17 protein-coding genes and 2 tRNA genes are annotated in these 21,401 nt (G+C 73.2%); 11 read left to right on the top strand and 8 right to left on the bottom strand.

What is annotated here, in order from left to right:
• Positions 1-40: 40 nt before the first annotated feature.
• Positions 41-113: transfer RNA gene (locus ACV7NM_RS21810), tRNA-Asn, on the bottom strand.
• Between the two features lie 5 nt (positions 114-118).
• Positions 119-191, bottom strand: a tRNA-Asn gene (locus ACV7NM_RS21805).
• A gap of 145 nt (positions 192-336) precedes the next feature.
• Here ACV7NM_RS21805 and ACV7NM_RS21800 point away from each other — a divergent pair.
• From ACV7NM_RS21800 to ACV7NM_RS21785, 4 genes are all read left to right on the top strand, one after another.
• Entirely contained in the window at positions 337-639 is a 303-nt protein-coding gene (locus ACV7NM_RS21800; protein ID WP_463411845.1) for a YtxH domain-containing protein, read from the top strand.
• Positions 640-760: 121 nt separating this feature from the next.
• Positions 761-2,224 (top strand): FGGY family carbohydrate kinase, encoded by a 1,464-nt coding sequence (locus tag ACV7NM_RS21795; RefSeq protein WP_463411844.1) that lies wholly within the window; start codon positions 761-763, stop codon positions 2,222-2,224.
• Positions 2,225-2,344: 120 nt separating this feature from the next.
• The gene (locus ACV7NM_RS21790) at positions 2,345-4,078 is read left to right on the top strand and encodes an ABC transporter ATP-binding protein (protein ID WP_463411843.1); all 1,734 of its coding nucleotides are present in this window, start codon (positions 2,345-2,347) and stop codon (positions 4,076-4,078) included.
• Positions 4,075-5,997: an ABC transporter ATP-binding protein gene (locus ACV7NM_RS21785; RefSeq protein WP_463411842.1), complete on the top strand. Its 1,923-nt coding sequence runs from the start codon at positions 4,075-4,077 to the stop codon at positions 5,995-5,997. The genes ACV7NM_RS21790 and ACV7NM_RS21785 overlap by 4 nt, the downstream gene beginning before the upstream one ends.
• Before the next feature lie 124 nt (positions 5,998-6,121).
• On the opposite strand, the gene ACV7NM_RS21780 is transcribed toward ACV7NM_RS21785, so the two are convergent.
• The 4 genes from ACV7NM_RS21780 to ACV7NM_RS21765 form a co-directional block, all read right to left on the bottom strand.
• The gene (locus ACV7NM_RS21780) at positions 6,122-7,249 is read right to left on the bottom strand and encodes an RNA polymerase sigma factor (protein WP_463411841.1); all 1,128 of its coding nucleotides are present in this window, start codon (positions 7,247-7,249) and stop codon (positions 6,122-6,124) included.
• 174 nt (positions 7,250-7,423) lie between these two features.
• On the bottom strand, positions 7,424-9,505 hold the full coding sequence (locus ACV7NM_RS21775; RefSeq protein WP_463411840.1) for a molybdopterin oxidoreductase family protein: 2,082 nt from the start codon (positions 9,503-9,505) through the stop codon (positions 7,424-7,426).
• Positions 9,506-9,655: 150 nt separating this feature from the next.
• A complete protein-coding gene (locus ACV7NM_RS21770) occupies positions 9,656-10,420 on the bottom strand; it encodes a glucose 1-dehydrogenase (RefSeq protein ID WP_463411839.1) in 765 nt (254 codons plus the stop codon).
• A gap of 41 nt (positions 10,421-10,461) precedes the next feature.
• Entirely contained in the window at positions 10,462-11,160 is a 699-nt protein-coding gene (locus ACV7NM_RS21765) for a SanA/YdcF family protein (RefSeq protein WP_463411838.1), read from the bottom strand.
• A 182-nt stretch (positions 11,161-11,342) separates the two neighbouring features.
• Here ACV7NM_RS21765 and ACV7NM_RS21760 point away from each other — a divergent pair, with 182 nt between their 5' ends.
• The 4 genes from ACV7NM_RS21760 to dnaG all read left to right on the top strand — a co-directional run bounded on the left by ACV7NM_RS21760 (position 11,343) and on the right by dnaG (position 16,939).
• Positions 11,343-12,230 (top strand): sirohydrochlorin chelatase, encoded by an 888-nt coding sequence (locus ACV7NM_RS21760; protein ID WP_463411837.1) that lies wholly within the window; start codon positions 11,343-11,345, stop codon positions 12,228-12,230.
• 67 nt (positions 12,231-12,297) lie between these two features.
• The gene (locus ACV7NM_RS21755) at positions 12,298-13,638 is read left to right on the top strand and encodes a deoxyguanosinetriphosphate triphosphohydrolase (protein WP_463411836.1); all 1,341 of its coding nucleotides are present in this window, start codon (positions 12,298-12,300) and stop codon (positions 13,636-13,638) included.
• Between the two features lie 93 nt (positions 13,639-13,731).
• Positions 13,732-15,006, top strand: coding sequence for an NAD(P)/FAD-dependent oxidoreductase (locus ACV7NM_RS21750; RefSeq protein ID WP_463411835.1), 1,275 nt, complete (start codon positions 13,732-13,734; stop codon positions 15,004-15,006).
• Positions 15,007-15,040: 34 nt separating this feature from the next.
• A complete protein-coding gene (gene dnaG, locus ACV7NM_RS21745; protein ID WP_463411834.1) occupies positions 15,041-16,939 on the top strand; it encodes a DNA primase in 1,899 nt (632 codons plus the stop codon).
• 28 nt (positions 16,940-16,967) lie between these two features.
• Here the strand turns inward: dnaG and ACV7NM_RS21740 are convergent, their stop codons facing one another.
• Positions 16,968-17,405: a gamma-glutamylcyclotransferase family protein gene (locus ACV7NM_RS21740; RefSeq protein ID WP_463411833.1), complete on the bottom strand. Its 438-nt coding sequence runs from the start codon at positions 17,403-17,405 to the stop codon at positions 16,968-16,970.
• A 449-nt stretch (positions 17,406-17,854) separates the two neighbouring features.
• Between ACV7NM_RS21740 and ACV7NM_RS21735 the strand changes: the two genes are divergently transcribed.
• Together ACV7NM_RS21735 and ACV7NM_RS21730 are read left to right on the top strand one after the other, a co-directional pair.
• Positions 17,855-18,397: a hypothetical protein gene (locus ACV7NM_RS21735; RefSeq protein ID WP_463411832.1), complete on the top strand. Its 543-nt coding sequence runs from the start codon at positions 17,855-17,857 to the stop codon at positions 18,395-18,397.
• 130 nt (positions 18,398-18,527) lie between these two features.
• Complete coding sequence (locus ACV7NM_RS21730; protein ID WP_463411831.1) at positions 18,528-19,163, top strand: class F sortase; 636 nt, start codon at positions 18,528-18,530, stop codon at positions 19,161-19,163.
• A 26-nt stretch (positions 19,164-19,189) separates the two neighbouring features.
• Here the strand turns inward: ACV7NM_RS21730 and ACV7NM_RS21725 are convergent, their stop codons facing one another.
• Complete coding sequence (locus ACV7NM_RS21725) at positions 19,190-19,966, bottom strand: sulfite exporter TauE/SafE family protein (protein ID WP_463411830.1); 777 nt, start codon at positions 19,964-19,966, stop codon at positions 19,190-19,192.
• Between the two features lie 182 nt (positions 19,967-20,148).
• On the opposite strand from ACV7NM_RS21725, the gene ACV7NM_RS21720 reads away from it, so the two are divergent.
• Positions 20,149-21,399 carry an NAD(P)/FAD-dependent oxidoreductase gene (locus tag ACV7NM_RS21720; protein ID WP_463411829.1) on the top strand — a complete coding sequence of 417 codons (1,251 nt, stop codon included), beginning with the start codon at positions 20,149-20,151 and terminating at the stop codon, positions 21,397-21,399.
• Positions 21,400-21,401 lie beyond the last annotated feature (2 nt).

Below are 21,401 nucleotides of genomic sequence, written 5' to 3'. Positions count from 1 at the left end.
AAAAAAGAAGAGGACCCACCCGGGGTCCTCGTCTTCGGTGCTCCCCCGACTGGACTCGAACCAGTAACCTGCCGGTTAACAGCCGGCTGCTCTGCCAATTGAGCTACAGGGGATCGCGCTCCCCCGACTGGACTCGAACCAGTAACCTGCCGGTTAACAGCCGGCTGCTCTGCCAATTGAGCTACAGGGGATTGCTGCGGTGCGCCGAACAGCCCACCTCCGGCCTTGCCGGGGGGCGAGCGCCCGTTGCGAGTCATAGATTAGCGCAAGCAGGGGGGTGCTCCGCCAATCGGTATCGGCAGTGGGCCGGGCACCACACGACGAAGGGTGGCAAGCATGCGGTACAAGGTCACGTTCGTGATCGGACTGGCCGTCGGGTACGTGCTCGGGACCCGGGCCGGGCGCGAGCGGTACGAGCAGCTGAAGAAGTCCGCACGCCAGGTCGCGCAGACCCCGGCGGTGCGCAACGCGGCCGAGACCGCCGGGCAGGCCGGGCGCGCCTACGCGGGCAAGGCGTTCGCCGTCGTCGGCGACAAGGTCGGCGACGCGATGCCCGAGTCCCTCACGGGACGGGTACGGACGCTGCGCGGTCGCCGCGGCTCCGGCGGCGAGGACGAGTGGGGTACGAGCAACACCTGACGTCGACGCCGCCTGACGCCGACGGCGAAACACCGCGGGCCCCGGGGCTTTCCGGGGCCCGCGGCGGTCGGGCGCCTACTCGGCGGTCACGACCGGCGCGCGGTGCGGCAGAATTCTCCGCATGGGGATAGTCGCCGGGCTGGACAGCTCTTCCGCCTTCACTCGCATCGTCGTCTGCGACGCCGACACGGGGGCCGTGCTGCGCCAGGGCTACGCCCCGCACCCGCAGCCGACCGGCGAGGCCGCCGGGGCGAATCCCCACGAGACCGATCCGCAGGCGTGGCTGCTCTCGCTCGGGGAGGCGGCCGGCAACGGACTCCTCGAAGGGGTCCAGGCCATCGGCGTCTCCGCGCAGCAGCACGGCCTGCTCCCGCTGGACGCGCAGGGCGCCCTGGTCCGGCCGGCGCTGGTCGGCAACGACAAGCGCGGCCAGGTCGCGGCGGCCGACCTGATCGAGGCGCTGGGCGGCCGGCAGGCGTGGGCGGAGGCCGTGGGTTCGGTCCCGCACGCGGCGCAGCCGCTGGCCAAGCTCGCCTGGCTGGCCCGGACCGAGCCGGAGGCTGCCCGGCGGGTGGCCGTACTGATGTCCCCGCACGACTGGCTGGTGTGGCAGTTGCTGGGCCGGCCCGCGCGCCGCACCACCGACCGCGGCGGCGCCTCCGGGACCGGGTACTGGTCGCCGGCCACCGGCACCTACCGACCCGACCTGGTCGAGCTGGCGCTCGGCCACCAGGCGCTGCTGCCCGAGGTGCTCGGCCCGGCCGACGCCGCCGGGACCACCCCCGAGGGACTGCTGATCTCGGCCGGGACCGGGGAGACCATGGCCGCCGCGCTCGGGCTGGGGCTGGTCCCCGGCGACGCGGTGGTCTCGCTGGGCGCCTCGGGGTCCGTGATGGCCGTGCACCACCAGGCGGTCTTCGACCCGGGCGGCCTGATCACCTCGCTCGCCGACGCCAGCGGCATGCACCTGCCAGTGGTGAACACCTCCAACGCCGTACGGGCCCTGCGCGGCACCGCCGAGTTGCTGGGCACCGACCTGGAGGGGCTGAGCGCGCTCGCGCTGAAGTCGACGCCGGGCGCGCACGGCCTCGTGCTCCTGCCGTACCTCGAAGGGGAGCGGACGCCGAACCTGCCGCTCAGCGCGGGGACCCTGTCCGGGCTGCGCCGGGACTCGATGAAGCCCGAGCACCTGGCGCGGGCCGCGTTCGAGGGCATGCTGTGCGGGTTGGTCGACGCCCTCGACGTGCTGCGGCACCGCGGGGTGGAGATCCGCCGGGTGTTCCTGCTGGGGGCGGCAGCCGAGCTGCCCGCCGTACAGGCCGCCGCGCCGGGCCTGTTCGGTACGCAGGTCGTCGTCCCGGCTCCCGCCGACTACGCCGCGCTGGGCTCCGCGCGCCAGGCGGCGTGGGCGCTCGGTGTGGTGCAGGGCACGCCGACCCCGCACTCCCCGCCGGTGTGGCCGGCCCCGGCAGGTCAGACCTTCGAACCGGGCGAGGAGTTCGCGGCGTGGCAGGCGGTGCGCCAGCAGTACGTCGCGACGCGGGAGCAGATCCATCCCGGGGCGTTCCAGGGGCCCGTGGCGTAGGACCCCCGACCGGAGGACTACTCCTTTTGACCGGGCTTTGCGAAAAGCGTTGGGGTTCGGGCCGCCGGTTGGCGGAAGATGGGGTGAACCCCCCTCGATCTTGCCGACCGGAGCCTGCGCGTGCTCATACGACTGCTGGGGACGCACCTGCGTCCGTATCGGAAACCCATCGCCCTCCTGGTCCTGCTGCAACTGCTGCAGACCAGCGCGAGCCTCTACCTGCCCACGCTCAACGCGGACATCATCGACAACGGTGTCGTCAACGGTGACTCGGGTTACATCCTGCGCTTCGGCGCACTGATGCTGGGCATCTCGCTCGTCCAGCTCACCTGCAACATCGGCGCCGTCTACTTCGGCGCCCGCACCGCGGCCGCGGTGGGGCGGGACGTCCGGGCCGCCGTGTTCGACCGGGTGCAGAGCTTCTCCGCCAGGGAGCTCAACCAGTTCGGCGCCCCGTCCCTGATCACGCGTACGACGAACGACGTCCAGCAGGTCCAGATGCTGGTGCTGATGACCTTCACCCTGATGGTCTCGGCGCCGATCATGTGCGTCGGCGGTATCGCCATGGCGCTGTCGCTGGACGTGAAGCTGTCCGGGGTGCTGCTCGCCGTCGTCCCCACCCTCGGCCTCTCCGTCGGCGCGATCGTCTACAAGACGCGCCCGCTGTTCAGGCAGATGCAGACGCGGCTCGACGTCGTGAACCGGGTGCTGCGCGAGCAGATCACCGGCAACCGGGTCATCCGCGCGTTCGTCCGCGACGGCTACGAGAAGGAGCGCTTCCGGGAGGCGAACGCGGAACTCACCGGGGTGTCGCTGGCCTCCGGCAAGCTGCTCGCGCTGATGTTCCCGGTCGTCATGTTCGTCGTGAACATATCCAGCGTCGCCGTGATCTGGTTCGGCGCGATGCGCATCGACAGCGGGGGCATGGAGATCGGCCAACTGACGGCCTTCCTCGCCTACCTGATGCAGATCGTCATGTCCGTGATGATGGCCACCTTCATGTTCATGATGGTGCCCCGCGCCGAGGTCTGCGCCGAGCGCATCCAAGAGGTCCTCGAGACGGACTCCAGCGTGGTGCCGCCCACCGATCCGGTCCGCGAACTCCTGCGCCACGGGCAGCTCGAACTGCGCGGCGCCGACTTCCGTTACCCGGGCGCCGAGGCGCCGGTGCTGCGCGGGGTGGACCTGGTGGCCCGACCGGGCGAGACGACCGCCGTGATCGGTTCCACGGGCAGCGGCAAGTCCACACTCCTCGGTCTGGTCCCCAGGTTGTTCGACGCGACCGGCGGCGAGGTGCTCGTCGACGGGGAGGACGTGCGCCGGCTCGACCCGGAGCTGCTGGCCAAGACGGTCGGCATGGTTCCGCAGAAGCCGTACCTGTTCTCCGGCACCGTCGCCTCGAACCTGCGCTACGGGCGCCCCGACGCGACCGACGAGGAGCTGTGGCAGGCCCTGGAGGTGGCGCAGGCCCGCGGCTTCGTCTCCGAACTCGAAGGCGGTCTGGACGCGCCGATCACCCAGGGCGGCACGAACGTCTCCGGTGGCCAGCGCCAACGCCTGGCGATCGCCCGCACCCTGGTGCAGCGGCCGGAGATCTACCTGTTCGACGACTCCTTCTCGGCCCTGGACTACGCGACGGACGCGGCTCTGCGCGCCGCGCTGGCCCAGGAGACGCAGAGCGCGACCGTCGTCATCGTCGCCCAGCGGGTGTCCACGATCCGCGACGCCGACCGGATCATCGTCCTGGACGAGGGTCAGGTGGTGGGCGAGGGACGCCATCACGAACTGATGGCCGGCAATGAGACCTACCGGGAGATCGTGCTCTCCCAGCTGACGGAGGCGGAGGCCGCATGAGCGGGCCCGGAGGACGAATGATGGTGGGGCCGGTCCAGCGGTCCATGGATTTCAAGGGGTCGGGCAAGCGGCTGCTGGGCCAGATCGCGCAGGACCGCGCCAAGATCGGGGGCATGGTCGCCGCCGTCGTCGGCAGCGTCGCCTGCTCGGTGATCGGGCCGAAGATCCTCGGCAACGCCACCGACCTGGTGTTCGCGGGGATCGTCGGGCGGGCGATGCCGGCCGGGATCACCAAGGCGCAGGCGCTGGACGGTCTCCGGGCCAAGGGCCAGGGCGGTATGGCGGACATGCTGTCCGGCACCGACTTCACCCCGGGCGAGGGCATCGACTTCGGCGCCGTCGGGGTCGTGGCGCTGTGGGCGTTGTTGGTGTTCCTGCTGGCGGGCCTGCTGATGCTGGTCGCGACGCGGCTGTCCAACCTCGTCATGAACGGCACCGTGTACCGGATGCGCGAGGAGCTCCAGGGGAAGCTCTCGCGGCTGCCGCTGTCGTACTTCGACCAGCAGAAGCGCGGTGAGGTGCTGAGCCGGGCGACGAACGACATCGACAACATCGGGCAGACGCTCCAGCAGACGATGGGGCAGTTGCTGAACTCGCTGCTGACGATCGTCGGTGTGCTGGCGATGATGTTCTGGATCTCGCCGCTGCTGGCGCTGGTCGCGCTGGCGACCGTACCCGTGTCGATCTTCGTCGCGGCGAAGATCGGCAAGAAGTCGCAGCCGCAGTTCGTGGCGCAGTGGAAGACCACCGGCGCGCTCAACGCGCACATCGAGGAGATGTACTCGGGGCACTCGCTGGTCAAGGTCTTCGGGCGGCAGAAGGAGTCGGCGGCGGTCTTCGCCGAGCAGAACGAGGAGCTGTACCGAGCCTCGTTCAAGGCACAGTTGGTCAGCGGCGTCATGCAGCCGGTGATGTTCTTCATCTCGAACATCAACTACGTGCTGATCGCGGTGGTCGGCGGTCTGCGGGTGGCCTCGGGCACCCTGTCGATCGGTGACGTGCAGGCCTTCATCCAGTACTCGCGCCAGTTCTCGATGCCGCTGACGCAGGTCGCGTCGATGGCGAACCTGGTGCAGTCCGGTGTCGCCTCGGCGGAGCGGGTGTACGAGTTGCTGGACGCCCGGGAGCAGGAGCCGGACGCGGAGGTCCCCGAGCGGCCGGAGCGGCTGCGGGGCCAGGTCACCCTCGACAAGGTGGCGTTCCGTTACGAGCCGGACAAGCCGCTCATCGAGAACCTCTCGCTGAGCGTCGAGCCGGGCCAGACGGTCGCGATCGTCGGCCCGACCGGCGCCGGCAAGACCACGCTCGTCAACCTGCTGATGCGGTTCTACGAGGTCACGGGCGGCCGGATCGCCCTGGACGGCGTGGACATCGCGAAGATGACCCGCGAGGAACTGCGCACGGGCATCGGCATGGTGTTGCAGGACACCTGGCTGTTCGGCGGCACCATCGCGGAGAACATCGCCTACGGGGCCTCGCGCGAGGTCACCCGCGAGGAGATCGAGGAGGCTGCGCGCGCCGCGCACGCGGACCGGTTCGTCCGTACCCTCCCGGACGGCTACGACACGGTGCTGGACGACGAGGGCGCGGGCGTCAGCGCGGGCGAGAAGCAGCTGATCACGATCGCGCGGGCGTTCCTGTCGGACCCGGTGATCCTGGTGCTGGACGAGGCGACGAGCTCGGTGGACACCCGTACCGAGGTGCTGATCCAAAAGGCGATGGCGCGCCTGGCGCACGGCCGTACGTCCTTCGTGATCGCGCACCGGCTCTCCACCATCCGCGACGCGGACGTGATCTTGGTGATGGAGAACGGTTCGATCGTGGAACAGGGCACGCACGAGGAGCTGCTGGAGTCGGACGGCGCCTACGCCCGGCTGTACACGGCCCAGTTCGCGCAGGCGGTCGCCGAGGTGGACTAGCCGACGTGGACTAGTACCTCAACTCACCGGCCCGGTCGGCCATCGGCCACAAGGGGTGCCCTCGTACGGGGGCACCCCTTTCGCGTCCCCGCCCGATCGGCCGCCGCTCGGTCGGCGGGGCCACTCAGTCGAGGTAGCCGCGCAGTTGGTCGGCGAAGGCGTGGTCGCGCAGTTTGTTGAGCGTCTTGGACTCGATCTGCCGGATGCGCTCGCGCGTCACGCCGAAGATCCGCCCGATCTCCTCCAGGGTGCGCGGGCGGCCGTCGGCGAGGCCGTAGCGGAGCTGGACGACCTTGCGTTCGCGTTCGCCGAGGGTCGACAGCACCGCTTCGAGGTGCTCGCGGAGCAGGAAGAACGCGGCGGACTCGACGGGTGAGGCGGCGTCCCCGTCCTCGATGAGGTCCCCGAGGGCGACGTCGTCCTCCTCACCGACGGGCGCGTGCAGCGAGACCGGCTCCTGCGCGAGGCGGAGCACCTCCAGCACCCGCTCGGGGGTCAGCTCCAGGTGGGCGGCGACCTCGTCGGCGGTGGGCTCGTACCCCCGCTCCTGGAGCATGCGGCGCTGTACGCGCACGACGCGGTTGATCAGTTCGACGACGTGTACGGGCACTCGGATGGTCCGGGCCTGGTCGGCGAGGGCCCGGGACATCGCCTGCCGGATCCACCAGGTGGCGTAGGTGGAGAACTTGTAGCCGCGGGCGTAGTCGAACTTCTCGACGGCCCGGATCAGCCCGAGGTTCCCCTCCTGGACGAGGTCGAGCATGGTCAACCCGCGGCCCACGTACCGCTTGGCGACGGAGACGACGAGGCGCAGGTTCGACTCGATGAGTCGGCGTTTGGCCATGCGGCCCATGACGACGAGCTTGTCCAGGTCGAGGGTGAGCTGGAGGTCGAGTCCGGAGGCGGTGGCCAGCTTCTCCTCGGCGAAGAGTCCCGCTTCGACGCGCCGGGCGAGTTCGACCTCATCGGCGGCGGTCAGCAGCGGAATCCTGCCTATCTCGCGCAGGTACTGCCGGAAGAGGTCCGCTGACGGACCGGACCCGGCCGACCCCCCCGATCCGCCCGATCCGCCCGCCCGGTCGCCGCCGCGCCCGCGCTGCTCGGGCACCTGCCCGAGCAGGTCGAGCGCCTCGGGCTCCTCCCGCTCCTCCGCCTCCTCCGGCTCCGTGTCCACGGCTTCGGCCTCCGCGTCGGCGGGTTCGTCGGCCTGGGCGGGGTGACTCACGTTCGCGGTCAGGGTCTGGGTCTGCACGGGGGCGACCTCCAGGGCTCCGAGGACGGGGGCACCGGATTTCAGTGTGGGGTACGGCACATCGCGGCCACGAGGGGCGTGCGAGCACTTTCTGAGTCCGGTGCGTGACCGGATGGTTACCCCTCGCCGGGAGGCCCGAAGCCGCCCGGACGCATGTCCGAGCGGACCCGCGGCTCAGGCCGCTTCGACGCGGACCGCGCAGACCTTGAACTCCGGCATCCGGGAAGTCGGGTCCAGGGCGGGGTTGGTGAGGGTGTTCGCGCGCCCCTCCCCCGGCCAGTGGAACGGCATGAAGACCGTGTCCGCCCGGATCGTGTCGGTGATGCGGGCCGGGGCCACGGCGCGCCCGCGCCGGGACACCACCGCCAGCGGTGCCCCCTCGGTCACGCCCAGGCGGGCGGCGAGCCGGGGGTGGAGTTCCACGAACGGGCCGGGTGCGGCGGCGTTGAGCTCCGCGACCCGCCGGGTCTGGGCCCCGGACTGGTACTGGGCCACGACCCGGCCGGTGGTGAGCAGCAGTGGGTACTCGGCATCGGGGACCTCGGCCGCGTCCCGGTGCGCGACGGGCACGAAGCGGGCCCGGCCGTCGTCGGTGGCGAAGCGGTCCAGGAAGAGGCGGGGCGTCCCGGGCGAGCCGTCCGGGCAGGGCCAGAAGACGCCCTGTTCGGCTTCGAGGCGGGCGTAGGAGATCCCGGAGTAGTCGGCGGGACCGCCTTGCGAGGCGCGGCGGAGCTCCTCGAACACCTCCTCGGGGTCGGCGGGGAAGCCCTTCTCGACCCCGAGGCGGGCGGCCAGCCCGTGCAGGACCTCCAGGTCGGTGCGGACGCCCGGCGGCGGGGTGAGGGCCCGGCGGCGCAGCAGGACGCGGCCCTCCAGGCTGGTGGTGGTCCCGCACTCCTCCGCCCACTGGGTGACGGGGAGCACCACGTCGGCGAGTTCGGCCGTCTCGGAGAGGACGACGTCCGCGACGGCGAGGAAGTCCAGGGAGCGGATGCGACCTTCGATGTGGGCGGCGCGGGGGGCGGAGACCACCGGGTTGGAGCCCATGAGCAGGAGCGCCTTCACCTCGGTGCCGAGGGCGTCGAGGAGTTCGTAGGCGCTGCGGCCCGGGCCGGGGAGGCTGTCGGGGTCGACGCCCCAGACCCCGGCGACGTGGGCGCGCGCCGCCGGGTCGGTCAGCTTGCGGTATCCGGGTAGCTGGTCGGCCTTCTGGCCGTGCTCGCGGCCCCCTTGGCCGTTGCCCTGGCCGGTGAGGCAGCCGTATCCGGAGAGCGGGCGTCCGGCCCGGCCCGTGGCCAGGCAGAGGTTGATCCACGCGCCGACGGTGTCGGTGCCCTTGGACTGCTGCTCGGGGCCGCGGGCGGTCAACACCATGGCGGACTCGGGGGCGCAGAACATCCGTACCGCCTCCCTCAGCCGGGGCACGGGAACTCCGGTGATCCGCTCCACCAACTCCGGCCAGTGCGCCATCGCGGCGGCCCGCGCGTCGGGCCAGCCGCCGGTGCGCTCCGCGATGAACGCCTCGTCGGTGTGCCCGCCGGCGACGACGAGGTGCAGCAGGCCGAGGGCGAGGGCGAGGTCCGTCCCGGGGCGGGGGGCGAGGTGCAGGTCGGCCTGTTCGGCGGTGCGCGTGCGGCGCGGATCCACCACGATCAACGTGCCGCCGTTGTCCTTGAGTTCCCGCAGGAAGCGCAGGGCCGGCGGCATGGTTTCGGCCAGGTTGGAGCCGACGAGGATCACGCAGCCGGTGCGCGGGACGTCCTCCAGTGGGAACGGCAGGCCCCGATCGAGGCCGAAGGCCCGCTGGTGGGCCGCGGCGGCCGAGGACATGCAGAAGCGGCCGTTGTAGTCGATCTGGGAGGTGCGCAGGGCGACGCGGGCGAACTTGCCCAGGGCGTAGGCCTTCTCGTTGGTCAGCCCGCCGCCGCCGAACACGCCGACCGCGTCCCGCCCGTGGGCCCGGCCGGTGCGGGAGAGCCCCTCGGCGACGGCGTCGAGGGCGTCGTCCCAGCCGGCCGGTTCCAGTCGTCCGGAGCGAGCTCGTACCAGCGGCTGCGTCAGGCGCACCCGCGAGGAGAGCACGGCGGGGGCGGTGCGGCCCTTGCCGCACAGCGCGCCCCGGTTGACGGGGAAGTCGGGCCGTTCCTCCACGACGACGCCGCCGGCCGCCCCGGCGCGCAGGTTCATGCCGCACTGCAGGGCGCAGTAGGGGCAGTGCGTGGCGGTGACGGGGCCGGCGGTGTCCTCGGTGCTCATACGGCCACGGTGCGCCGCCGGTGTTACACGGGCCGCCGCGTCCGGTTACGCCTCTTGTACGGCGACCTCAGCGCGCCCGTGGGGGCCCGGTGAGGACCGGGACCGCCGTAGGCCCACCGCGCGGGTCGACCCCACCGGGCGCCGCCCCGGTCATCCGCCGGTCAGCTGCTTGAGGGTCGGGCCCGCCGTCCAGCCGCCGTCGACCGCGAGTTCGGCGCCCGTGACGTAGGCGGCGGCGTCGGAGAGCAGGAAGGCGACGGCGGCGGCGATCTCGTCCGGAACGCCGACGCGGCCCATCGGGGTGCCGGGGTGGTTGCCCTCGCCGGTGCGGATGCCGACGGAGGCGGTCATCTCCGTGTACGTCATGCCGGGGTGTACGGAGTTGACGCGAATCCGGGACTCGGCCAGTTCGACCGCCCCGATCTTGGAGAGGCCTCGTACGCCCCACTTCGAGGCGCCGTACCCGCCGGTGAGCGGGAGCCCGGTGAGCCCGGCGGCCGAGGAGATGTTGACGATGGAGCCGCCGCCGGCCGCGCGCATCAGGGGCACGGCCGCCTTGACCCCGATGAACACGCCGACCAGGTTGATCTCCAGGACCTGGCGGAAGTGCTCGACGCTCTCCTCTTCCAGCAGCCGGCCCGAGGCGATGCCCGCGTTGTTCACCAGGCCGTCCACCCGGCCGAAGGCGCCGGTCGCGTACTCGAGCGCCGCCCGCCAGTCCTCCTCGCTCGTGACGTCGTGGCGCAGGAAGCGCGCGGCGTCCCCGAGTTCCGCGGCCGTCCGGGCGCCCTCCGCCTCCAGCACGTCGGTGATCAGCACCCGGCCGCCGCCCTCCACGACGGCTCGGGCGGTCGCGGCGCCGAGGCCGCGCGCCCCTCCGGTGATGACGACGGCCTTGTCCTCCAGGTCCACCACGGTGCCCCCACTCCCCGAGTCTGACAATCCGTGCCAGTCTGTCAGAGCGTCAGGGCCCTCGACACCCCGTCCTCCTTGGGCCCGAGGAACGTGGGCTTCGGCTTGAACGCCGCGTCCAGCGCCGCCTTACCGGCCGCGAAGACCTCGCGGACGCCGCCGTAGTACCAGGTGGCGTCGTGTACGTCCTCCACCCCGACCCCGTACGAGTCCACCCCCGCCGCCTGGCACAGGGCGACGGCCCGCCGGATGTGGAAGCCCTGACTGATCAGCACCGCGCGCTCCACCCCGAAGATCCGGCGGGCCCGGACGCAGGAGTCCCAGGTGTCGAACCCGGCGAAGTCGCTGACGATCCGGTCGTCCGGGACCCCGTGCCGCGTCAGGTAGGCGCGCATCACGGCCGGCTCCGAGTACTCGGTGCGGCTGTTGTCCCCGGTGACCAGGACGACCTTGACCTTCCCGGCGCGGTACAACTCGGCGGCCGCGTCGAGCCGGTCGGCCAGGTAGGGGGTGGGACGGGCGCCCAGCAGGCCCGCGCCGAACACCACGGCCACCGGGGCGGCCGGCGCCCGGGCCGTGCTGCCGAGCCGGTCGGCGGCCACCGCGTGGGTCCACGCCGAGGGCAGCAGCGCCAGCACGCACAGCGTCATCACGACCCGTACCGCGCGCCGTCTGGCCCGGACGGTACGGGGCAGCAGCCCGCGCATCCCGCCGGCGATCCGGCTCAGGCGCGCTCCGCGCATGACGTTCCCCCCTGCCCGTCGCCCGGTTCCTGTCGTCGCCGGGTCTCCGCTGGTCAGGACGCGGACGGGGCCGGTGCGGTTTCACCCGCCGCCCGGCGGGGCCGGCCCGTGGACTGTGAGCACCCGGAAAAGACCCGTCACCGCGGTCGCAACGCGGCGGCAATCTGCGGCCCGCAGGATCGGTGTGTGACGGAGGCCGCGCACTCTCCCGAACCCCCGCCCCACCCCTCCCGAACCCCGTCCCTCCCGTTTCCCCCGGCCACCACCGGCGCGCTGCCGACCCGGGACCGCCGCCCGGCCCGGGCCACAGCCCGGACACCGCGCGTTGGCCGGGGCCCGGTCCCACGGAGCCACGCATGCAGCCCACTCTCGTCGCCGTCGCCCACGGCAGCCGCGACCCCCGCGCCCTCCGCAGCGTCCGGGCCCTCTTGGACCGGGTCCGCGAGCTCCGCCCCCGCCTCGACGTCCGCCTCGGGCACATCGAGCTGAACCGGCCGCTGCTCGACGAGACGCTGGAGGGGGCCACCGGTTCGGCCGTCCTCGTCCCCCTGCTGCTGAGCCGCGGGCACCACGTCAAGCGGGACCTCCCCGCGGCAGCCGCCCGCGCCGACCACCTGAACACCCGGATCGCCGCCCCGCTCGGCCCGCACCCACTGTTGGTCGAGGCCCTCTACGAGCGCCTCCTCGAAGCCTCCTGGGCCTCGGGGACGGCGGTCGTACTGGCCGCCGCCGGCTCCCGCGACCGCGACGCAGCGGACGACACCCGCCGCACCGCCGCCCTGCTGTCCGAGCGCCTCGGCGGGGTGCCCGTCGTGGCCGCCTACGCCTCCGCCGCCGCCCCCGGGGTCCCCGACGCCCTGCGCGCCCTCGCCGCCCGCGGCCACCACCGCACCGCCGTGGCCTCGTACTTCACCGCCCCCGGCCGCTTCGCCACCCAGAGCGCCGCGGCCGCGCCCGGGCCGGCCGCGGCGCCGCTCGGCGACCACCCGGCCCTCGCCCGGCTCGTCCTCCTGCGCTACGACGAGGCCCTCGCCCGGCGGCGGACCCCGCCGGCACTGGCCACCGCGTAGGACAGCTCGCGGATCGGGGCCGCCCGGATCACCCGCCTTGTCGGCTCTTCCGGTTAACGTCTGATACATGGAAGGCATGGAAGGCACCCCCCGCACCACCCCCCGCGCCACCGGGCACCCCACCCCCTACGAGCCGGCCGACACCGAGCGCTGGGCCGCCGAGCCCGACAAACGGCCCGGCCGCACCGCCTTCCAGCGCGACCGTGCCCGCGTGCTGCACTCCGCCGCGCTGCGCCGCCTCGCCGGCAAGACGCAGGTCGTCACCCCCGGGACCCGTTCCTACGACTGGGACGCCAGCCCCCGTACGCGCCTGACCCACTCCCTGGAATGCGCCCAGGTGGGCCGCGAGCTGGGCTGGGCCCTCGGCTGCGATCCGGACCTGGTCGAGACCGCCTGCCTCTCCCACGACATGGGCCACCCGCCCTTCGGGCACAACGGTGAGGAAGCCCTCAACGAATTCGCCAAGGACTGCGGCGGTTTCGAGGGCAACGCCCAGTCGCTGCGCCTGCTGACCCGGCTGGAGCCGAAGCGGTTCGTGTCCGACCCGGCCACGGGTCAGCTCGTCAGCGTCGGCCTCAACCTCACCCGGGCCTCGCTCGACGCCGCCACCAAGTACCCCTGGCCGCGCGGCGGGCACCCCACCGACCCCGACTCGGTGAAGTTCGGCGCGTACGAGGACGACCTGCCGGTCTTCGCCTGGCTGCGCCGGGGCGCGCCCGAGGACCGCAAGTGCTTCGAGGCGCAGGTCATGGACTGGGCGGACGACGTCGCGTACTCCGTCCACGACTTCGAGGACGGTCTGCACGCCGGGCACCTCGATCCCAACATGCTCTTCGCCGAGCCGGACCGCGAGGCGATCTGGCGGGTCGCGATCGGCCGGTACGTGCCGGCGGACACCGCGCCGGAGGAGCTGCGGGAGGCCCTGGACCGATTGATGGGGCAGGAGTGGTGGCCGCACGGCTACGACGGATCGGCCGTCGCCCAGGCCCGGCTGAAGGACGCCACCAGCCAACTGATCGGCCGTTTCTGCCTGGCCGCGGAGGGGGCGACGCGCGAGGCGTACGGAACCGGCCGACTCACCCGGTACGCGGCCGAGCTGATGGTCCCCCGGGAGGCACGCAACGAGTGCGCCGTCCTCAAGGCGGTCGCCGACCTGTACGTGATGCAGCGCGACGAGCAGGAGCGGCTCCGCGCCGACCAGCGCATCGTCCTGGCCGAACTCGCCGAGGCCCTCAGCGCCCGCGCACCGGAGGGCCTCGACCCCCAGTTCCGGGCCATCTTCGAGGCCGCGCCGGACGACAAGGCCAGGAAGCGCGCGGTCATCGACCAGATCGCGGCCCTCACCGACGCCTCGGCCCGCTCGTTGCACAGCCGTCTCACCAGGCGGTCGCGACGCGCCGAAGGGTGAGCTGATCGGGCCACTCCCCCTTCCCGGGGCAGGCTCGGTGCGGGACGCTCGCATGTGGCCGCATGTGGCGCAGAGGTTATGAGGAGGCATCAGGTGGTCGACGCACACCGGACGTTCGTCATCGTCGGCGCGGGTCTCGCCGGGGCCAAGGCGGCCGAGACCCTGAGGTCCGAGGGGTTCACGGGCAGGGTGATCCTGATCGGGGACGAGCGTGACCATCCCTACGAACGCCCTCCCCTGTCCAAGGGGTACCTGACGGGCAAGGAGGAGCGCGAGAGCGTCTTCGTCCACGAGCCGTCCTGGTACGCGCGCGCCGACATCGAGCTGCACCTGGGCCAGCCCGCCGTCCAACTGGACCGGGACGCGAAGAAGGTCGTCCTCGGCGACGGCACGGCGCTGCACTACGACAAGCTGCTCCTGGCCACCGGGGCCGAGCCGCGCCGCCTCGACGTCCCCGGCACCGGCCTGGTGGGGGTGCACCACCTGCGGCGGCTCGCGCACGCGGAGCGACTCAAGGGGGTCCTAGCCGGGCTGGGCCGGGACAACGGCCACCTGCTGATCGCGGGGGCCGGTTGGATCGGCCTGGAGGTCGCGGCGGCGGCCCGCGGGTACGGCGCCGAGGTGACGGTGGTCGAGCCGCTGGCGACGCCGCTGCACGCGGTGCTGGGGCCGGAGATCGGCCGGCTCTTCGGGGACCTGCACGCCGAGCACGGGGTCCGCTTCCACTTCGGCGCGCGGCTCACCGAGATCGTCGGGCAGGACGGGATGGTGCTGGCCGCCCGGACCGACGACGGCGAGGAGCACCCGGCGCACGCGGTGCTCGCCGCGATCGGCGCCGCGCCCCGTACCGCGCTCGCCGAGTCCTCGGGGCTGGCCCTGGTCGACCGGGAGCACGGCGGGGGGATCGCCGTGGACGCGTCGCTGCGGACATCCGATCCGGACGTCTTCGCCGTCGGGGACGTGGCGGCCGCCCACCACCCGGCGCTGGGGACCCGGCTGCGGGTCGAGCACTGGGCCAACGCGCTCAACGGCGGCCCGGCCGCCGCCAAGGCGATGCTGGGGCAGGAGGTCTCGTACGACAGGGTTCCCTACTTCTTCTCCGACCAGTACGACGTGGGCCTGGAGTACTCCGGGTACGCGCCGGTGGGCGGCTACGACCAGGTGCTGATCCGCGGGGACGTGGGCAAGCGGGAGTTCATCGCGTTCTGGCTGTCGCAGGGGCGGGTCCTGGCCGGGATGAACGTCAACGTGTGGGACGTCACCGAGCACATCCAGGCCCTGATCCGCTCCCACGCGCCGGTGGACCGGGAGAAACTCTCGGACCCGTCGGTTCCGCTTTCCTCCCTGGTGGCGGCGGAGGGCGCCTGACGGGTTTGTCGGCGCCCCACCGTAGACTTCACGCGTGGCAGGACGGATCAACGACGACGACGTGAAGGCGGTACGGGACGCGGTCCCGATCGACGCCGTGGTCTCCGACTACCTCCAGCTGCGCAACGCCGGTGGCGGCAACCTCAAGGGCCTCTGCCCCTTCCATGACGAGAAGTCCCCGTCCTTCCAGGTCAGCCCCGGCAAGGGGCTGTACCACTGCTTCGGCTGCCAGGCGGGCGGGGACACCCTCGACTTCGTCATGAAGATCGACCACCTCTCCTTCTCGGAGGCGGTCGAGCGGCTCGCAGGCCAGGCGGGCATCACCCTGCGGTACGAGGAGGGCGGCTACACCGCCGGTACCAGCGGCCGCGGCGAGCGCATCCGGCTGGTCGAGGCGCACAAGGCCGCCGCGCAGTTCTACATCGACCAGCTGGGCGGCGCCGAGGCGGAGATCGGCCGCAAGTTCCTGGCGGAGCGCGGCTTCGACCAGGCCGCGGCCGCGCACTTCAGCGTGGGGTACAGCCCGGCCGGCTGGGACCACCTGACCCGGTTCCTGCGCGGCAAGGGCTTCAGCGACAAGGAGCTGATCACCTCGGGCCTGGCCCAGGACAGCCGCAGCGGGAAGCCGATCGACCGCTTCCGCGGCCGGCTGATGTGGCCGATCCGGGACATCAGCGGCGAGGTCGTCGGCTTCGGCGCGCGCAAGCTGCGCGACGACGACAACGGCCCCAAGTACCTGAACACCCCCGAGACGGCGATCTACAAGAAGTCCCAGGTGCTGTACGGCATCGACCTGGCGAAGAAGGAGATCGCGAAGACCTCGCGGGCGGTCGTGGTCGAGGGCTACACCGATGTGATGGCCTGCCACCTGGCCGGGGTGACCACCGCCATCGCGACCTGCGGCACCGCGTTCGGCGGCGACCACATCAAGATCCTGCGCCGGTTGCTGATGGACAACGCCACGGCCGAGGTGATCTTCACCTTCGACGGGGACGCGGCGGGCCAGAAGGCCGCGCTGCGCGCCTTCGAGGACGACCAGAAGTTCGCCGCGGAGACCTCGATCGCGATCACCCCGGGCGGCATGGACCCCTGTGACCTGCGGCTCGCGCAGGGCGACGCCGCCGTCTCGGGGCTGGTGGAGTCCCGGACCCCGCTGTTCGAGTTCGCGCTGCGGCACATCGTGTCCCGGCACAACCTGGAGAACCCGGCGGGCCGCGCGGCAGCGCTCGACGAGGCGGCCCCCGTCGTCGCCCACATCAAGAACATCGCCATCCAGCACGAGTCGGCGGTCCAGCTGGCCGGGATGCTGGGCATCCGCGACGAACAGTTCGTGGTCAAGCGGGTCGCGCAGCTCGCCCGCTGGGCGCGCGATCGGGGCGGCCGGCCCGAGCAGGGCGGACGCGGCCGTGCGTACGAGGCCGCCCCGACGCCCGCGCCCGCGGTGGCGGGTGGCCCGGCGCTGAACCTGCGCAGCCCCGCCCACCGCACGGAACGCGAGCTGCTCAAGCTGGCCCTGCAGCGGCCGGCGCTGGTCTCCCCCGCCTTCGACGCGTACGGGATGGACGAGTTCACCGCCCCGCCCTACGCGGCGGTCCGCCAGGCCATCCAGGACGCCGGGGGCGCCTCCCTGGGCACCGAGGACTACCTGACCCGGGTCCGCGCCGCGGCGCCCAACGACACCGTGCGCGCGCTGGTCACGGAACTGGCGGTCGAAGCCATCCACGCGAAGACGGTGGACGAGGTCTACGCGGGCGTCCAGCTGGTGCAGGTGCGGCTGCGGGCGGTGGATCGCCGGGTGCACGAGATCCAGGGCACCCTCTCGCGCCTGGGCCCGCAGGCTCCGCCGGAGCAGTTGGCGGCGGTGCAGGAGGAACTGTGGGTCCTCCAGCAGTACGGGCAGCGGCTGCGCAACCGCGGGGCCGAGGGGCTGTAGCGGGCGGCCGAGGGGCTGTACCGGGCGCTCACCCGGGCCGGCCGCGGCCCAGCCAGTCCCCGCCCGGGATCTCGGTCCCGGAGCGGGCGAGGGCGCGGGCCAGCGGTGGGGCGGCCAGGTACACCCAGGCCAGGACCGGGGTGCCGTCGGGGCGCAGGGCTCGGCGGGCGACCCTGTCGTACACGTTCCCCGGGCGGCCCGGACCCCGGTACTCCTCCAGCAGGTCGAGGGCGACCAGCAACTCGTCGTAGGCCTCGGGGGCGGGGGTGATCAGCTCCCCCCGGACGCCGGGGCCGGGGTGCGCGACGGCGTACGGGTATCCGGGCCCCTCGTACAGCGCGGCGTCCGGCAGCAGGGCCGGTTCCTCGGCGGCCGTGCGGCCCCGGAGGAACAGGTCGTGGTTGACCTCGCCGGGCCGCAGGGTCCCGTACACGAAGAACGGCAGGGGCCGGTCGAGCGGTGCCACGAGGCCCTCCCAGGACTTGGCCGCGGGCCACGGGCTCACCCCCCGCCCGCGCGGCCCTCCACGGTACGCACCACGCGGCGGCCTGCGTAACCCCGTTCCGCACGTGCTGTGCCCGAGCCACGCGGCTCGCCCGCTGGGCGCGAGCGCGGAGGCCGGCCCCATCACGGCGGCCGCCCCCGGACGTACCGGGCCGCCCCCGCGCCCGCCCCCGCGGCAGCGGGCGGACCGGCGCTTGCCGGCCCGGATCGACGCGTGAAGGCACGGCCCGACACGGTACGGGCCGCCGGCTGTTTCACCCGGACGGGCAGGGTCCCCCGGACGGCCCAAGCGGGCCGGTGTGAGCTGCGGGAACACCGGGCCGCCCGGCAAAGCTGACAGGGCATCAGGAGGCGGCGCGCGGCCGGGACCGGTTATCTCGGGACCACGACCCCGCGTTCCCTGGAGCCCCCATGCGCCGCCGCACCGCCCACGTGCTGACCGCCACCGCGCTGACCGCCGTCGCCATCGCCGGCCCGGTCGCCGGTGCGGTCGCCGCCGCGGAACTCGGCATGCCCGGATTCGCACCGGGGGACTTCGCCACGCTGGAGGTCTGGCCGAAGTCCGCCTCCCCGGGCGTGACCGTGACGGTGAACACGAGCGCCTGCGGCCCGTCCGGCCGCGCCGAGGGCGATGCCACCACCGTCGGCGGGGGCCGCTTCAAACTGACGCCGAGCACCCGCAAAGAGGTGGTCACGGGACAGTTCCAGGTCGCCCACGACCTGCGGCCCGGCACCTACGACATCGGCGCGACCTGTGCGAACGGCAAGTTCGCCACCGGCGACCTGATCGTCACCGACCGTGGCCCCCAAGGCCACGTACGGACCGGGGTCGGTGGTGGCACGACCACCACCACCGACCCCGCCAAAGTCACGGCGGGAGCGGTCTTGCTGGCCGCGGTCGCCGTCGGCGGTACCTGGCTCCTGCGTCGCCGGGCGAGCGGCACGCGGGGCTGACGGACCCCCGCGGCCCCCAGCCGCGGTCCGAGCGGTACCGTCCCCGTCGCCCGCCCCGCGAGGTCCCCCCGTTCGCGGGGCCGGGCGACGGCCAGTCATACGCACGGGAAGCGAGCACGAGGGGGCAGGCATGGTGGGCACCTCCGGCGTCGCCGGCCGCGGCGGGCTCCTGGCCCTCGCCGCCTGCGTGGGGATCTGGCTCGTCGGCAGCGGCTCCTCGGAGACCGTCGGGCCGCCGCTGCCGTCCCCCGCCGAGGCGCTGAGCGCGCTCAGCGGCCAGGCCACGTACGCCGGGAGCATCGCCCCGCTGCCCGGCTCGCCACCCACCCGCCTGCGCATCCCGTCGATCCGCGTGGACGCCCCGCTCACCGGGCTGGGACTCCAGCCCGACGGCAGTCTCGAAGTCCCACCGCCGGCCCGGCGCGACCTCGCGGGCTGGTACCGCGACGGCACCACCCCGGGCGCCACCGGCACCGCGCTCATCGCGGGACACGTCGACCACGCCACCGGCCCGGCCGTCTTCTACCACTTGGGCGCCCTGCGCCGCGGTGCCTCGATCGAGGTGGTGCGCGCGGACGGACGGACCGCCGTGTTCACCGTCCACGCCGTCGAGGTGTACGACGCCAAAGCCTTCCCCGACTCCCGGGTGTACGGCCCCTCACCGCGCGCGGAGCTGCGGGTGATCACCTGCGGGGGCGGTTTCTCGCCCCGGACCGGCTACGAGGGCAACGTGGTCGTCTTCGCCCACCTGACGGGGACGTACTGAAACCCTCCCGGACGGGCGGGACCGGCTCAGCCCCACTGCTCGATGCCGAGCTTCACCACCAGCGCCCCGACGACCGTCAGCAGGACCGTCCGGACGAACGCGCTGCCCTTGGTGAGCGCCATCCGGGCCCCGATCATGCCCCCGGCCAGGTTGAAGGCCGCCATCAGCGCGGCCAGTTGCCACAGCACCATCCCCTGGTAGGCGAACATCGCGAGCGCCCCGGCGTTGGTGCAGCAGTTGACGATCTTGGCGGTGGCGGAGGCGGTCACCAGGTCGAGGTGGAGCAGCGCGGTGAGGGCGAGGACGAGGAAGGTGCCGGTGCCGGGGCCGATGAGGCCGTCGTAAAAGCCGATGCCGAGTCCGGCCAAGCCGATGGCGAGCAGGACGCGGCGACGGCTGACGGGCGCGGTGGAGGGGGCAGCTCCGAAACCGGGTTTGAGGATCACCACCGCGGCGACCACCACCAGCACCCCCATGATCAGTGGGCGCAGGGCGTCCTTGCTGATCCCCCCGGCCAGCGCGGCGCCGCCCATCGACCCGACGAGCGCGGCCAGGCCGATGCGGACGGCGAGCTTCACGTTCACCGGCGCCTTGCGGGCGTAGGTCACGGCCGCTCCGGTGGTGCCCACGATGGCCACCGCCTTGTTGGTGCCGAGGACGGCGGCGGGGGGCGTGTGCGGGAGACCGAGCAGCAGGGCGGGCAGGAGCAGCAGGCCGCCGCCCCCGACCACGGCGTCGATCCAGCCGGCCGCCGCCGCGGCCACGCACAGCACGATGATCATCGCGGTTGATATGTCAGGCACGGCCCCGACCCTATGGAGCAGTTGGCTGCAACGGGCACGGATACCCGGAAACTTGCGCAAAGGTTGAGGTTCGGGCGGGTCCGGGGGCCTCACGGGCCGCCGGGCCGGGTGCTGAGGCGCGCGTTCCGTCCGGGTAACAACGGCGATGCGGCGGGGAAACAGCGGGCCCGCAGGCTCGTGCCATGACCTCGAATCGGCGTGTGGTGGTGATCGGCGGCGGCCTGGCGGGCCTGCGGTGCGCCGCGCGGCTGGCCACCGGTGGCGCGGCGACGGTCACGGTCCTGGGCGAGGAACCGCACGCCCCGTACAACCGGGTGCTGCTGGCCGAGATCCTGGCCGGCCGCTACGCCCCCGAGGTGACAGCGCTCCCGGACCCCGGCCCGGCGCTGCGCCGGGGCGTGCGCGCGGTCCGTGTCGACCGCGCCGACCGGACGGTGCGCTGCGACGACGGGACGGTGGTCGGGTACGACACCCTCGTCCTGGCCACCGGCTCGAACCCCGTCCTGCCCCCGTTGCGGGGTCTGTTCGAGCCGGACGGGCGGGAACTGCCGGAGGGGGTCCACGCGTTCCGCACCATGGACGACTGCCTGGCCCTCTCGGCGGCCGTACGGCCCGGCGTGCGCGCCGTGGTGATCGGCGGCGGTCTCCTCGGGGTCTCGGCGGCCCGCGCCCTCGTCGCCCGCGGCGCCCAGGTGGTGCTCGCCCAGCAGGCCGAGCGGCTGATGGAACGCCAGTTGGACGCGGACGCCTCGGCCCTCCTGCACACCCACCTGACGGCTCTCGGCGTCGAGATCCACACCGAGTGCCGGGTGCGCGGCCTGACCAGCACCGCGCACGCCCAGGGCGGCGGAACCCGCGTCACCGGCGTCGAACTCGCCGACGGGTACCGGCTCGACGCCGACCTGGTGGTGCTCGCCTGCGGCGTGCGTCCGCGCACCGGGCTGGCGCGGGCCGCCGGGCTCGACGTGCGCGAGGGCGTCGTCGTGGACGACCGGCTGCGCACCTCGGACCCACACATCCACGCCATCGGCGACTGCGCCGAGCACGACGGCCGTGTGTACGGGCTGGCCGGAGCCGCGCTGGAGCAGGCCGACGCCGTGGCGGCCTTCCTCACCGGTGCCGGCGCGCCCGCCGGCGCCTCCCCCTACACCGGCACCCGCGCGCTGACCCGCCTCACCCTCACCTCCGGCGACGACGGCCCCCTGGACCTCGCCGCCTTCGGGGAGGCGACCCCGCTGCCCGGGGACGACGTCATCCGCCTCGCCGACGCCACCCGCCGGACCTACCGGAAGGTCGTCGTGCGCGGCGACCGCCTGGTCGGCGGGGTCCTGCTCGGCGAACTGTCCACCGTGGGCGCCCTGGCCCGTTCCTGGGAGGACGGGGAAGCCCTGACCGACTTCTCGCACCTGCTCACCGACGACGGAGGCTCCTGATC

It is taken from the genome of Streptomyces sp. Tek67B01, assembly GCF_055231995.1.
This window is presented reverse-complemented; position numbering and strand designations above follow the sequence as displayed.

Bases quoted from the DNA above. Each gene is read 5' to 3' on its own strand.
- ACV7NM_RS21800 (WP_463411845.1), top strand. From the start codon at position 337: ATGCGGTACAAGGTCACGTTCGTGATCGGACTGGCCGTCGGGTACGTG.
- ACV7NM_RS21795 (WP_463411844.1), top strand. From the start codon at position 761: ATGGGGATAGTCGCCGGGCTGGACAGCTCTTCCGCCTTCACTCGCATC.
- ACV7NM_RS21785 (WP_463411842.1), top strand. From the start codon at position 4,075: ATGAGCGGGCCCGGAGGACGAATGATGGTGGGGCCGGTCCAGCGGTCC.
- ACV7NM_RS21775 (WP_463411840.1), bottom strand. From the start codon at position 9,505: ATGAGCACCGAGGACACCGCCGGCCCCGTCACCGCCACGCACTGCCCC.
- ACV7NM_RS21765 (WP_463411838.1), bottom strand. From the start codon at position 11,160: ATGCGCGGAGCGCGCCTGAGCCGGATCGCCGGCGGGATGCGCGGGCTG.
- ACV7NM_RS21755 (WP_463411836.1), top strand. From the start codon at position 12,298: ATGGAAGGCATGGAAGGCACCCCCCGCACCACCCCCCGCGCCACCGGG.
- ACV7NM_RS21735 (WP_463411832.1), top strand. From the start codon at position 17,855: ATGCGCCGCCGCACCGCCCACGTGCTGACCGCCACCGCGCTGACCGCC.
- ACV7NM_RS21730 (WP_463411831.1), top strand. From the start codon at position 18,528: ATGGTGGGCACCTCCGGCGTCGCCGGCCGCGGCGGGCTCCTGGCCCTC.
- ACV7NM_RS21720 (WP_463411829.1), top strand. From the start codon at position 20,149: ATGACCTCGAATCGGCGTGTGGTGGTGATCGGCGGCGGCCTGGCGGGC.